14 protein-coding genes are annotated in these 14,380 nt (G+C 32.5%); 12 read left to right on the forward strand and 2 right to left on the reverse strand.

The window, feature by feature from the left end; genetic code table 11:
• The first annotated feature begins 141 nt into the window (after positions 1-141).
• Complete coding sequence (locus tag BP92_RS0105120) at positions 142-2,364, forward strand: NADP-dependent isocitrate dehydrogenase (protein WP_026725065.1); 2,223 nt, start codon at positions 142-144, stop codon at positions 2,362-2,364.
• Positions 2,365-2,412: 48 nt separating this feature from the next.
• On the opposite strand, the gene BP92_RS16680 is transcribed toward BP92_RS0105120, so the two are convergent.
• Positions 2,413-3,075 carry a hypothetical protein gene (locus BP92_RS16680; RefSeq protein ID WP_051604398.1) on the reverse strand — a complete coding sequence of 221 codons (663 nt, stop codon included), beginning with the start codon at positions 3,073-3,075 and terminating at the stop codon, positions 2,413-2,415.
• Between the two features lie 121 nt (positions 3,076-3,196).
• Between BP92_RS16680 and BP92_RS0105130 the strand changes: the two genes are divergently transcribed.
• From BP92_RS0105130 to BP92_RS0105160, 7 genes are all read left to right on the forward strand, one after another.
• Positions 3,197-5,569 (forward strand): TonB-dependent receptor, encoded by a 2,373-nt coding sequence (locus BP92_RS0105130; protein ID WP_035692894.1) that lies wholly within the window; start codon positions 3,197-3,199, stop codon positions 5,567-5,569.
• Between the two features lie 4 nt (positions 5,570-5,573).
• Positions 5,574-6,401 (forward strand): DUF4249 domain-containing protein, encoded by an 828-nt coding sequence (locus tag BP92_RS0105135; protein WP_026725067.1) that lies wholly within the window; start codon positions 5,574-5,576, stop codon positions 6,399-6,401.
• A 107-nt stretch (positions 6,402-6,508) separates the two neighbouring features.
• Positions 6,509-7,171, forward strand: a complete 663-nt coding sequence (locus tag BP92_RS0105140; protein ID WP_026725068.1) for a thiamine diphosphokinase — start codon at positions 6,509-6,511, stop codon at positions 7,169-7,171.
• Positions 7,172-7,212: 41 nt separating this feature from the next.
• Entirely contained in the window at positions 7,213-9,204 is a 1,992-nt protein-coding gene (gene uvrB / locus BP92_RS0105145; protein ID WP_026725069.1) for an excinuclease ABC subunit UvrB, read from the forward strand.
• Between the two features lie 8 nt (positions 9,205-9,212).
• Positions 9,213-9,686 carry a DMP19 family protein gene (locus BP92_RS0105150; protein ID WP_026725070.1) on the forward strand — a complete coding sequence of 158 codons (474 nt, stop codon included), beginning with the start codon at positions 9,213-9,215 and terminating at the stop codon, positions 9,684-9,686.
• A 70-nt stretch (positions 9,687-9,756) separates the two neighbouring features.
• A complete protein-coding gene (locus BP92_RS0105155; protein ID WP_026725071.1) occupies positions 9,757-10,647 on the forward strand; it encodes a DUF6252 family protein in 891 nt (296 codons plus the stop codon).
• Positions 10,648-10,751: 104 nt separating this feature from the next.
• Complete coding sequence (locus BP92_RS0105160) at positions 10,752-11,189, forward strand: VOC family protein (RefSeq protein ID WP_026725072.1); 438 nt, start codon at positions 10,752-10,754, stop codon at positions 11,187-11,189.
• Here BP92_RS0105160 and BP92_RS0105165 read toward each other — a convergent pair.
• Positions 11,186-11,587 (reverse strand): hypothetical protein, encoded by a 402-nt coding sequence (locus BP92_RS0105165; protein WP_026725073.1) that lies wholly within the window; start codon positions 11,585-11,587, stop codon positions 11,186-11,188. The genes BP92_RS0105160 and BP92_RS0105165 overlap by 4 nt on opposite strands.
• Positions 11,588-11,629: 42 nt before the next feature.
• Here BP92_RS0105165 and BP92_RS0105170 point away from each other — a divergent pair, with 42 nt between their 5' ends.
• The 4 genes from BP92_RS0105170 (at position 11,630) to BP92_RS0105185 (ending at position 14,374) form a co-directional block, all read left to right on the forward strand.
• On the forward strand, positions 11,630-12,418 hold the full coding sequence (locus BP92_RS0105170; protein WP_026725074.1) for an alpha/beta hydrolase: 789 nt from the start codon (positions 11,630-11,632) through the stop codon (positions 12,416-12,418).
• Between the two features lie 44 nt (positions 12,419-12,462).
• The gene (locus BP92_RS0105175; RefSeq protein WP_026725075.1) at positions 12,463-12,912 is read left to right on the forward strand and encodes a DUF1456 family protein; all 450 of its coding nucleotides are present in this window, start codon (positions 12,463-12,465) and stop codon (positions 12,910-12,912) included.
• Positions 12,913-13,054: 142 nt separating this feature from the next.
• Positions 13,055-13,858, forward strand: coding sequence for a hypothetical protein (locus BP92_RS0105180; protein WP_026725076.1), 804 nt, complete (start codon positions 13,055-13,057; stop codon positions 13,856-13,858).
• Between the two features lie 78 nt (positions 13,859-13,936).
• Entirely contained in the window at positions 13,937-14,374 is a 438-nt protein-coding gene (locus BP92_RS0105185) for a VOC family protein (protein WP_026725077.1), read from the forward strand.
• Positions 14,375-14,380: the final 6 nt, after the last annotated feature.

Raw genomic sequence — 14,380 nt, forward strand, 5'->3', positions numbered from 1 at the left:
GCATAAAAAGCCGCAACATTGTTGTGGCTTTTTTTATTGAATTTTATTCAAGTTTTAAGCGAAATCGCTCCATTATTTCTCTCAAATTTTCTATATTTGGCAGATTTTACAAATTATATTCAAAACAAACACATAACATTCATGTCCAATCAATCTAAAATAATGTATACCATTACGGATGAGGCGCCAATGTTGGCAACACATTCGTTTTTACCTATTGTAAAAGCCTTCACAAAACCTGCTGATATTGCTATCGAAACTAGAGATATTTCTTTAGCAGGAAGAATTTTAGCTAACTTTCCAGAATTCTTAAAAGAAAATCAAAAAGTAGGCGACGCGCTTACCGAATTAGGACAATTAGCTAATACTCCAGAAGCTAACATTATTAAATTACCCAACATTTCGGCTTCGGTAATTCAATTAAAAGAAGCGATTGCTGAATTACAATCACAAGGTTTCAATATTCCTAGCTATCCTGAAGAGCCTCAAAACGATACTGAAAAAGAAATCAAAGCAAAATATGCTAAAGTTTTAGGTTCGGCTGTAAATCCTGTATTACGTGAAGGAAACTCGGACAGAAGAGCGCCAAAAGCAGTTAAAAACTACGCTAAGGCTAATCCTCACCGCATGGGAACTTGGGCTGCTGATAGCAAAACCGAAGTAGCACACATGAATTCGGGAGATTTCTACGGAACAGAAAATTCTACAACCGTTGAAAAAGACGGAAAATTCAGAATCGTTTTCAATTCAGATAATGGAGCAACTACCGTTTTAAAAGATTTCTCAAATTTAAAAGCGGGAGAAGTTATTGATAGTTCGGTTATGAACTTAAATGCTTTAAAACAATTCGCTAAAGCTACGATTGCGGATGCTAAAGCGAAAAACGTAATGCTTTCTGCGCATTTAAAAGCAACCATGATGAAAGTTTCGGATCCAATTATTTTTGGAGCTATCGTTGAAACTTTCTTTGCTGATGTGTTTACAAAATATGCTGATTTATTCAAATCATTAGATATTAATCCAAATAACGGATTACAAGATTTATACAACAAAATTGCAGGAATTCCTCAAGAAGCAGAAATCAAACAAGCTATTGCTGATGCTTTAGCTAACGGACCACGTGTAGCTATGGTAAACTCAGAAAAGGGAATTACGAATTTCCACGTTTCTTCTGACGTAATTGTAGATGCTTCAATGGCTGCTTTAGCACGTAGTGGAGGAAAAATGTGGAATGCAGAAGGAAAAGAAGAAGACACTATCGCAATTATTCCAGACCGTGCTTATGCTGGTTTCTATTCGGCTTGTATTGAAGAAATGAAAGAAAATGGTGCTTTAGATCCTAAGACAATTGGTTCTGTTCCGAATGTTGGATTAATGGCTCAAAAAGCAGAAGAATATGGTTCTCACGATAAAACTTTCCAACTAAAAGAAAACGGAACTGTTAATGTGGAAGATGAAAACGGAAACATTTTATTATCTCAAAAAGTAGAAGCAGGTGATATTTTCAGAATGTGTCAAGTAAAAGATGCTCCTATTCAAGATTGGGTAAAATTAGCAGTTAACCGTGCAAGATTATCTGATACTCCGGCTATTTTCTGGTTAGATAAAGGCAGAGCGCACGATAGAGAAATCATCAAAAAAGTAGAGAAATACTTAAAAGATTACAATACAACAGGCTTAGACATTCGCATTATGGATGTAAAAGATGCTATGAAAGAAACCTTAAGAATCATCCGTCAAGGAAAAGATGTAATTTCAGTTTCTGGAAACGTATTGCGTGATTACTTAACGGATTTATTCCCAATTTTAGAATTAGGAACTTCGGCTAAAATGCTATCAATCGTTCCATTAATGAACGGTGGTGGATTGTTCGAAACTGGTGCCGGTGGTTCTGCTCCAAAACACGTTGAACAATTTATTGAAGAAGGGTATTTACGTTGGGATTCATTAGGTGAATTCTTAGCATTACAAGCTTCTTTAGAGCATTTAGCACAAACACAAAACAATACTAAAGCTCAAGTTTTAGCAGATACTTTAGATGAAGCAAATGCAAAATTCTTAGCAGAAGACAAATCGCCAGCCAGAAAAGTAGGTGGAATTGATAACAGAGGTTCGCATTTCTATTTAGCTTTCTATTGGGCACAAGCTTTAGCAAACCAAACTAAAGATTCGGAATTAAAATCAACATTCGCTCCTATTGCAGAAGCAATGACAGCAAATGAAGCAAAAATCGATGCAGAATTAATTGCAGCTCAAGGTAAAGAACAAAAAATTGGTGGTTATTATCATCCAAGTTTTGAATTAACTGAGAAAGCAATGCGTCCAAGTGAAACATTAAATACTATCTTAGCTAAATTGAACTAAGATTTTTAAACTCAATAAAAAAAGCGACTTAAAATTAAGTCGCTTTTTTTATTTCTTATCTATTGGCTTGACGTATTCAATAACAAATTTAGCTGCTACTCCAGTATTCAAATTCCAATCATTTGTAGTTATTAAATTATCATTTTCATCATAAATGGCAAAAGTAGCTGTGTTAGGACCTGCTAATCCTTGATTTAGCGCCACAATATCAATATTATTATCTCCTTCTCTCAATTCAATCAAACTCGTTTTAAAATCAGAATCTAAATAAATTACATTAAAGACTGTAACTTCATTTAAAAGAATTCTAACCTTATCTCCATCTGGATCCATGTAGTCTCTAGTCTTGATTTTTATGACATGTGTATTGACTTTAAACTTTCCAAAGAAAACATTTTCCCAGCTTCCTTGTTGCGATTCTTTATTTAATTTATCCTTTACTTCATCTCCAGGATTCTTAAATTCACTTTTTTGAACCATGACACTTTCTTCCCCTTTTTTCTGATTCAATATTGAATAGCGCTTTAAGTAGCTATCATCTTTATCAAAAATACTTTTGTAAGGTAACGTTGTAGTATTTGATTCCGTATCCACTTTTGCAGGTTCATCCCAATTTAACTTCAGCTTTGAAGTTTTAAAAGGAGAATCTTTTTGAGCCAAAACCGACACAAATTGAAATAGAAAAAGTAAAACAAATAATTTGGTTTTCATTTGAACTGCATTGAAAGTGGTAAAATTAAAACAATTATTGATTTTAGATTACAAATTAACATTTGTTTTAAATTATTGCATATTTTTTTTGTGAAATTTGTAGTACAAAATTTATACCAAAATGGGGCTACAACTAAAACTTTATTGGATTTTATTCTTTTTTTCACTTTTGGGATTTGGACAAGAAAAAGTAACCCTAAGTGGTGTTATTTCTGATGCCAATAATAATGAAACTTTAATTGGTGTCTCCGTTTATGTTTCCGAATTAAATATTGGAGCATATACAAATGAATACGGCTTCTATTCCATTACTTTACCAAAAGGAAATTATACAATTCAAGTTAGCTATATTGGATTTGAAACCTTTTCTGAAAAATTAGAAATCAATCAAAATGTAAAGAAAAACTTTAGTCTAAAAGAAAGTAAGCAAGAACTTAAAGAAGTTGTCATTACAGAAAACGCTTATAAAACCAATATCAAAAAACCGGAAATGAGCGTTAATAAATTAGCGATTACCACCATAAAACAAATGCCAGTTTTATTAGGTGAAGTTGATATTATTAAATCGCTTTTGTTTTTACCAGGTGTTACAAATGCTGGAGAAGGCCAATCGGGTTTTAATGTTCGTGGTGGTGGAGCCGATCAAAATTTAGTACTTTTAGATGAAGCGACACTTTACAATACATCACACGTATTTGGTTTATTTTCGGTTTTTAATGCAGATGCTATTAAAGATTTAAAACTATATAAAGGAGGAATTCCAGCCCGTTTTGGAGGAAGAGCCTCTTCGGTTTTAGATGTGTATCAAAAAGACGGAAATAGCAATAAATTCAGCATGAATGGTGGAATTGGATTGATTTCCAGTCGCTTATTAGCAGAAGGTCCAATTGTAAAAGACAAAGGTTCTTTTCTTATTGCAGGAAGAGGTTCGTATGCCCATTTATTCTTGAAATTAACCGATAATAAAAACTCCGCTTACTTTTATGATTTGAACACCAAATTGAATTATAAAGTTAACGAAAATAACAACTTATATTTATCGGGTTATTTCGGACGCGATATTTTTAATTTAAATGAATCCTTCCGAAATATTTACGGAAATTCGACACTTAATGTGCGTTGGAATCACTTATTTTCTGATAAATTATTTTCTAACTTATCACTTATTTACAGCAATTATTTTTACGGATTGGATTTAGATTTCATAGGGTTTAATTGGGAATCTACTATTCAAAACTACAATTTGAAATACGATTTTAAATATTACGCTACTGAAAAAACAAAGTTCAATTTTGGAGCTAATGTTACCAAATTTGATATCAATCCCGGTACCATAAAACCATTGAATGAGGAATCTTCAATTAACTACCGTCAATTGGATAAAAAATATGCTTTTGAAAATGCTTTATATGTCGATTTCGAACATAATTTAACTGATAAACTTGCTATTATGGCAGGAGTTCGCTTTAGTTCTTTTTACCGAGTAGGAGCTTCTACAGTAAACTATTACGATAACGATCAACCCGTTTTGTATGATGAAGAGTTGAAAATTTACGAAAAAGCAACTCCAACTTCTACAAGGTATTTTGGTTCGAATGAAAAAATAGCAGATTATTCCAACTTTGAACCTCGTTTTACGGTATCCTATGAAATTGATAAAGATCAATCCATAAAAGCAGGTTATAACCGAATGGTTCAATACATGCAATTGGTTTCAAATACCGCATCACCTACTCCATTAGATGTTTGGACCCCAAGCGATAATTACATTAAACCTCAACTGGCTGACCAAGTTGCTATTGGTTACTTTAAAAATTTTAAGGATGGTGATTACACTTTAGAATTAGAAACTTACTACAAAAAAGTACAAAACCGAATCGATTATATTGATGGTGCCGATTTAATTGCCAACGAAGCAATAGAACAAGTTCTATTAAACGGAAGAATGCGCTCCTATGGTCTAGAAATGATGATTAAAAAAAATGAAGGTAGATTAAACGGATGGATTTCATATACTTTATCTCGCTCAGAACAACAAACTCCAGGAAGAACACCAACTGAAATTGGAATCAACAATGGTGATTGGTATCGTTCTGCGTATGACAAAACCCATAATTTAGCAGTTACTGGAAGCTATAAATTAAATAAAAAATGGAGTTTTGGAGCTAATTTCACACTTCAATCAGGTCAACCTGTAACTTATCCTTCAGGAAAATATGTTTTTCAAGGTGTAACCGTTCCAAGTTATAACTCTAGAAACGAAGACCGATTACCAGCTTATCACCGTATGGATGTTTCGGCAACGCTGACTCCTAAAAAATATGAAAACCGTAAATTTAAAGGAGAATGGGTTTTTGGAATTTACAACATCTATAGCCGCTTTAATGCTGCTTCCATATCGTTTAGACAAAATTCAGAAACTGGTGTAAATGAAGCCGTAAAACTTTCTATTTTCGGAATTGTTCCTTCTGTTTCCTATAATTTTAAATTTTAATTTTATGAAAAATATTTTCCTATATACCGTTTTACTCGTTACAATGCTATTAAATAGTAGTTGTGAAAAAGTAGTAGATATTGAATTAGACAATTCAGACCCAAAATTGGTTATTGATGCCATCATCAAATGGGAGAAAGGAACAACTGGCGAAAGTCAAACCATAAAATTGAGTTTGACTAATGATTTTTACACCAATGAAATTCTTCCTGCTAATGGTGCAACCGTTACCGTTACAAATAGTTCCAATGTAGTTTTCAATTTTATTGAAATTCCAAATACGGGAGATTATGTTTGTAATAACTTTCAACCTGTAATTGGCGAAGTTTATACATTAGAAATTCTATATGATGGAGAAATATATACTGCATCTAGCGCTTTATATCCTACTCCAGATATCATTAATGTACAACAAGAAACAGTAGTTGGAATTAGTGGTGAAGACGAAATTCAAATTAAATATTTCTATCAAGATAATGGAGCTGAAGAAAATTATTATCTATTAGGTGTTAAAAATCCAAACAAACAATTTCCTGAATTTGGTGTGGTAAGCGACGAATTTTTTCAAGGAAACGTTATGTTTGGTTTTTATGGTAGTAGTGAAACGGAACCTGGAATTACGTTAGATTTAAGCGTTCAAGGCGTTTCAAAAAGCTATTATAACTACATGAATAAATTAATTGCAATTGCCGGAAGTGGTTCTGGAAATCCATTTGCAACACCACCAGCTACCGTTAGAGGAAATATTAGTAACATTACAAACAACTCAAATTATCCGCTAGGTTATTTCTTTTTGAGTGAAATTGATACGGTTAGTTATTTGGTTCAATAGTTTTTAAAAGATAAAAACGAGTTCAAGTACAAAATTGATATTGTACTTGATTTTGTTTTTTGTATTTGATTTTTTTAACGATATATTTACGGCATTAAATCTAAAAAATGTCATCACACCATATTGTTCGCGACGACCAAGAACCTGCATTAATTATTGCTAATGGCGCATCCTGTAGCGAAGAATTAATGGGGCAATTGTTAGAATGGTCACCATTAGTGATTGTTTTAGACTCAGCAATTGAACGTGTTTTAGAATTAGACATTAAAGTCGACGTTTTATTGGGCGATTTTGACCGAGGTTTTAATCCAGAATATTATTTAGAAAAACAATATCCGTTAGAAATTGTTCATACACCCAATCAAGATAAAACTGATTTAGAAAAAGCCTTTGATTACCTCATCGAAAAAGGTCATAAAGCGGTAAATGTAATTTGGGCGACTGGCAAACGTGCTGATCATACAATTACCAACATTACAAGTATCGTTAAATTCAGAAATCAATTGAAAATAGTATTGCTTGACGATCATTCTAAAATATTTTTATTACCCAATACCTTTGAAAAATGGTATACTAAAAACACTCCTATTTCACTCATTCCAATAGGAGAAGTTACCGGAATTCATTCTTCTAATCTTTTTTATCCATTATCCAATCATTCACTAACCATTGGATATAAAACAGGAAGTAGTAATCATGTTTCCGAAGATGGAATAGTGACAATTACTCACGAAAAAGGCGATTTGTTATTAATGGAATGTTGGGATTAACTTTGTAACTTTGTACCTTACATTTTACACTTTGTACTTTAATGAAATTCCAAGTCGTATCTGAATACAAACCTACTGGTGACCAACCACAAGCCATTGAAAAACTTTCAAAAGGCATTTTAAATGGTGAAAAATACCAAACATTATTAGGTGTTACAGGTTCTGGAAAAACATTTACCGTGGCAAATGTGGTGCAAGAAGTACAACGACCAACACTTATTTTAGCGCATAATAAAACACTTGCAGCTCAATTATATTCCGAATTCAAGCAGTTTTTCCCTAATAATTCGGTACAGTATTTTGTTTCGTATTACGACTATTACCAACCTGAAGCTTTTATTCCCGTTACCGGAACTTATATTGAGAAAGATTTATCGATTAATGATGAATTAGAAAAACTGCGTTTAAGTACAACTTCCGCCCTACTTTCGGGTCGAAGAGATATTATTGTAATTTCATCCGTTTCTTGTTTGTATGGAATTGGAAATCCGGTTGAGTTTCAGAAAAACGTAATTAATTTAGAAGCGGGTCAGCAAATTTCACGTACCAAATTATTACATCAATTAGTACAAAGTTTATATTCGAGAACGGAAGCCGAATTTGCCGCTGGAAATTTCAGAATCAAAGGTGATATTGTCGAAATCTTCCCAAGTTATGGCGATGAACCTTTCCGAATCCACTTTTTTGGAGATGAAATTGAAGAAATTGAAGCTTTTGATCCAACCACTGCAAAAGTGATAGAACGATACGAAAAACTAACAATTTATCCAGCGAATATGTTTGTGACTTCGCCTGATGTGTTACAAAACGCTATTTGGGCTATCCAACAAGATTTGATTAAACAGGTGGATTATTTTAAAGAAATTGGCAAACATTTAGAAGCAAAACGCTTGGAAGAACGCACGAATTTCGATTTAGAAATGATTCGCGAATTGGGTTATTGTTCTGGAATTGAAAACTATTCTCGTTATTTAGATGGTCGTGAACCTGGAACCAGACCATTCTGTTTATTAGATTATTTTCCTGATGATTATTTAATGGTGGTGGATGAAAGTCACGTTACGATTTCGCAAGTTCATGCCATGTACGGTGGCGATAGAAGTCGTAAAGAAAACTTGGTAGAATATGGTTTCAGGTTGCCTGCTGCTATGGACAATCGCCCACTAAAATTTGAAGAATTTGAAGCCTTACAAAATCAGGTTATTTATGTTTCGGCAACACCTGCAGATTACGAATTACAGAAAACTGAAGGTGTTTATGTAGAACAAGTTATTCGTCCAACAGGTTTACTTGACCCCATTATTGAAATTCGACCAAGTGCCAACCAAATTGATGACTTAATCGAAGAAATTCAATTGCGATGTGAAGCAGATGAACGTGTTTTAGTTACTACTTTAACCAAACGTATGGCAGAAGAATTGGCTAAATATTTAACTAAAGTTTCGATTCGTTGTCGCTATATTCACTCCGATGTGGATACTTTGGAACGTGTTGAAATCATGCAAGATTTACGAAAAGGAATCTTTGATGTGTTAATTGGTGTGAATTTACTTCGTGAAGGCTTGGATTTACCTGAAGTTTCGTTAGTTGCAATTTTAGATGCCGATAAAGAAGGTTTTTTACGTAGTCATCGTTCGTTAACACAAACTGTAGGTCGTGCTGCTCGTAACGTAAATGGAAAAGCAATTATGTATGCGGATAAAATAACTGCTTCAATGCAAAAAACCATTGACGAAACCAATTACAGAAGACAAAAACAAATCGATTACAATACCAAAAACGGATTAGCGCCAAAAGCTTTGAATAAAAGTTTAGGAAGTGCATTAAGTGGTAATTCAGTTTCTACAGGTTATTATGAAAAAGAAGCTCTAAAAGCGGCCGAACCCGAAAGTTTATACTTGAGTAAACCTGAAATTGAGAAAAAAATTAGAGATTTACGCAAAATGATGGAAAAAGCTGCTAAAGAATTAGACTTCATGCAAGCAGCGAAATTGCGTGACGATATAAAAGTTTTACAAGAGAAAATTAAATAAAAACACATATGAGCAAAATTGAAAACATTCTAAAATTAGAAGACGAAATCAAAATCATTGAAGCTATTGGAGAAATCATTTGGCAAAAAAAAGAAGAAACAGAAGATTTCTCATCGTTAACCGATGAAGAGAAAGTATTCGTTTTTGTAGATTTATTTGAAGGTGCTATGGGAGAAGGTGGTTTTCAATTCTTTTTTAGTTCAGAAGCAGGTGATTTTGCTGAAGAAGTAATCACATCATACAAAGAAATTAAAGCATTTAAAACGGCGGAATTAATCTCAAAAGCATTGGGTTTATTTCCAGCAAAAACCTATTCGCCTGACGTAGAAAAAAGAATAGCATTCATTGAAAAAGCAGATGAAAACATCATTTCAGGTTGGGAAGACTTAGACGAATTATTTTTCGAAGACGAAACTGAAGAAGATATTGTAACGTTAATCGTAGATTATATTAAAGCCAACGAAAATCAATTTGGAGCTTAATTAAAATAAAATTTGCAAGATAAATCTTAATATTTTACTTTTATATCGATTAATTATATAAATAAAAAAAATGAAAAAAATTATCTCTCTTATCCTATGTTTCGTAGTCCTAACTTCATGTTCAAGCGATTCTTCTGATGAATCATCATTAACGGGATCAATTACTGCCACTATCGATGGTCAAAATTGGCGCTCTAATGTGGCTGTTGCTGCAGTTCAATCTATTAATTTTGGTGAAATTAATGGCAGTGTACTTCAAATTTTAGGAACTGCATCAAATTCTTCATCGTTAGCTGTTAATATTCCTTTACAGAACTTATCAGTAGGAACTTATACTTATAATGGATTCGATGCAGATGGAAATTTAAGTTACAACACTATGGAAGACTCATATAGTTCTGATGAAACGGGTGGAACATTCACATTAACAATCAACTCATACAACAGTAACAATGGAACAATTTCAGGAACTTTTAGTGGAACCTTAATCGGCTTTGATTCTCCAACACAAATGTCAATAACCAATGGTACATTTAGCAATATTAGGGTAATTAGTCAACAATTATATTCTAATGGAAGTATGTCATTAAAATTAAATAGCGGTACTGTTTTCAATATGGATACAGATAACAATGATGGTAAGTATTTAATGATTCAGCAAGTTAGCGAAGCTAATAAAATAGTGGTATACGGATACAATACAAATATTGGTGCTGATTTTGGTATTTATTCCATCATGATTCCTGAAAATGCAACCGTTGGTTCACATTCAATTGATGGAAATAATTATGATGCTGGTTTCAATAATAATTCTAATATTGACTATACAACAACAGGAGGAACTATAAACATTACTTCTCACACAGGGAACACAATTGTAGGAACTTTTAATTTTACAGCAACAGGAAATTCCCAAACCATGACAATTTCCCAAGGTAATTTTAGCATTACTTATAACTAAAAAAAGAGAGTGCTAGTTCACTCTTTTTTTTATTTCTATTTGATAAAATACCTATATTAAAAAAAATTTATACTTTTAAGTAATCAATCATAAAACAATAAAGTATGGCAACAGTAAATGTATATCTTACCTTTAATGGTAATACAGAAGAAGCTTTTAATTTTTACAAATCGGTTTTTGGAGGCGAATTTACTTATATGGGTAGATTTAAAGATATGCCAGCTGATGAAAATTGTCCACCACCAAGTGAGGAAGAAGGCAATCGCATTATGCATGTAAGTTTACCTATTAGTAAAGAAACCATTTTAATGGCGAGTGATAGTACTTCGTTTAGTGGCGATGTTACGTTTGGAAACAATTTCTCTGTATCTATCAATACAGACAGTAAAGAAGAAGCCGATAAATTGTTCAACGGACTTTCTGCAGGCGGAAACATTATTATGCCAATGGAAAAAACATTCTGGGGAGCTTATTTCGGAATGTTTACCGATAAATTCGGCATCAATTGGATGGTAAATTTCGACGAAGTTCCAGCAAACTAATTATGTTGCTCAGTAAAAACGGATAATAAAACATCTCCCTCAACCATTCGGTTTGGGGAGTTTTTCATTAAATTCAGTACACGTTTCATCGCATACGGATTTAATCCCATATTAATTCCAATTTCATTGATTTTGATTTGTTCAGCATCGTGTAAAACGCCATCGCAATGCATCAATAACGCCAAACGATAAAACTGACAAATTCGGTGAAACTCATCTTTTATTACGGTAACTTCCCCTCTATTTTCAAATAACTTATGAAAAACGGTTTTCTCGATTTCTAATTCCATGGCTACCATTTCTAAAAAATCGTATTCTCTATCATGCAATTCACCATCAATTAAGGCAAAACCTATCATTTCCTGTAATAAACTTATTTTTTCTTGGTAACTGTCCATCAAAATAGTATTTTTATGTCTTAGATGAATTCAAATATAAAAATGAAAAAGCAGTATTTCCCATTTTTGTTCTTTTTTTTATTAACATTTCTTTCGGGATGGTCGCAAAGCAAAGTTACTTCTTTTATAATTGAAGCGCCACAATTACAGACTTCCAAGAAAATTTGGTTATATTTACCTCACAATTATGAAACTTCAGAAAAGAAATATCCCGTAATTTACATGCACGACGGGCAAAATTTGTTTGATGACAAAACGGCTTTCGCAGGCGAATGGAGAGTAGATGAAACCTTAGATAGTTTAAAAGCGGAAGTCATCATTGTAGGAATTGAACACGGCAACGAAAAACGAATGGATGAACTTACACCTTATCCAAATGAAAAATATGGTGGCGGAAAAGCCGATGCTTATTTGGATTTCATTGTAACTATCTTAAAACCTCATATCGACACCAATTACAGAACGAAAACAGGTAAAATGAATACCGCTATTGCAGGAAGTTCACTTGGCGGACTCGTTTCCTATTACGCGATTTTAAAATATCCTAAAATATTTGGAAAAGCAGCTATTTTTTCACCTTCTTTTTGGTTTAACAATAGCATTTATACTTTGACGGAAAACACCAAAAATCTCAAAACTAAATTGTATTTCATGTGTGGCGATAGCGAAGGTGAAACCACAGTAGCCGATATGGACAAAATGGTAGACTTGGTGAACGATAAAAGATGTACTTGCATGCATTTGACCAAAAAAGTAGTAATTGCTGGTGGTAAACATAATGAAAAATTATGGTCGAAAGAATTTGGAAAAGCGTACCTTTGGATCTTCTAAATGAATTAATAATTTGGAAATTGAATATTTAAAAAAGACACAGAATGAATAACAACGATATATTTAAAAAATTACGTGTAGCCTTACAACTACGTGACGACCAAATTATTGAAATTTTGAACTTAGTAAATTTCAGAGTTTCAAAAGGCGAATTAGCAAACGTATTTAGAAGTGAAGACCATCCTAACTTTATGGAATGTGGCGATCAATTATTACGCAATTTCTTAAACGGATTAGTTATTCATTTGCGTGGCACTAAAGAAGACCCTAAAAATCCAAAAGAAGTTTTAGACCAAATAGCAAAAAACAAAGCCCCACTTTACAAAGAAGACAAAAAATCGGATTTTAAAAAAGAGGGCGAGAAAAAACCTTTTAAACCAAAAGGCGCTCCCGCTAAAAAACCATTTGGACAAGGCAAACCTTCCGACAAAAAGCAAAAACCAGAAAGCCCAGTAGAACGTTTTAAGTTTAACTCTGGTAAAAATAAAAAGTAAATAAAATCCTCAATTAATTGGGGATTTTATTTAGTTATTTTAACACAAACTGCAGAAAAACTAAAGCGATTAGTTTGTCAGAATTTTGCTATATTGCAGTTTAAAAATTACAACTCTATATTTATCAAATAAATCTTAAAAAATGAAAATTAACATCCTTTTAATTTCCTTCACTTTACTTTTTTTTATAAGTTGCTCAAATGAAGAAAATTCATTGAATAATAAATTAGAATCTTATCATTTCAAATATATGGATTATCCTTCTGATATGGCATTGAATCTAACTTTGGATAATTTGGTCAAAATTCACTATGACTATAATAATAAAATAACCAAAAGGGTTGGGGGAATATTATATCTTAGTTCAGGTTCAGGGTATTCAACAATGTTTTCTGATTATTTATACGATGAAGTCAATTATTCGTTTAATCAAATAAAAATAAAAAGAAAAATGTCATTAGAAAATTATTCAACTCCAACTTTTGAACGCATATTATTTATTGATAATCATAATAGAATAACAAAAAAAATTATTTATGATCAAACGACACATCCTTATACAAAAGATACAATAATTTATTCTTATGATAATTTAGGGTTATTAACTGAATCATATAGGGGTAACTTAAATTCCTATAATGAAAAAACAAAATATTATTACAATCAAGACAGAAACTTAGATAGCATTGTTAGAAAAAAACACTACGGAAATGAGCCTTATTATGATAAGGAAAAAGAAGTATTCAGCAATTTTGATAGCGCCATAAACCCTTTAAAAAAATTAATTATTTTCGAAGAAACATTTATTAGAGCTCTTTCAAAAAATAATTATGCTAAATGTGAAATATTCAAGTATAATGGAAGTAATAACTTGTATTGGCAAGAAACTAAAACTTGGGATTTATTTTATGACGAAAACGGCAATGTAAATTTTAATTTATTTTAATATTAATCTTGATTTCTCACAATCGTGTTAAAGTTTAAAATACTTTTTATATATTACTACAACTAATTAAACAAAACTATGGCACTAATCAATCCACACATCAATTTCAACGGCAATGCCGAAGAAGCGTTTCGTTTTTACCAATCGGTATTTGGTGGCGAGTTTGCTCAAATTATGCGTTTCAAAGACTTGGCAAGTGAAGAATTTCCAGTTCCAGAAAACGAAGCCAACAAAATCATGCATATTGCTTTGCCAATTGGCAACAATATTTTAATGGGAAACGATGTACCTGAAATTATGGGTCGTGTAAATGAAAATGAAAACCGTTCCAAGATTTCCGTTAGTGCAGCAAGTAAAGAAGAAGCAGACCATTTATTCAACGGACTTTCAGCTGGCGGCACAGTCGAATATCCGATGAGTGATAGTCCTTGGGGTTCTTACTTTGGCATGTTTAGAGACAAATACGGCATCGAATGGATGATTGATTTTGATTCAAAGTATAAAGGAAAAGTATAACCTAAA

This window comes from Flavobacterium sasangense DSM 21067 (assembly GCF_000686885.1).
Lineage (GTDB): Bacteria > Bacteroidota > Bacteroidia > Flavobacteriales > Flavobacteriaceae > Flavobacterium > Flavobacterium sasangense.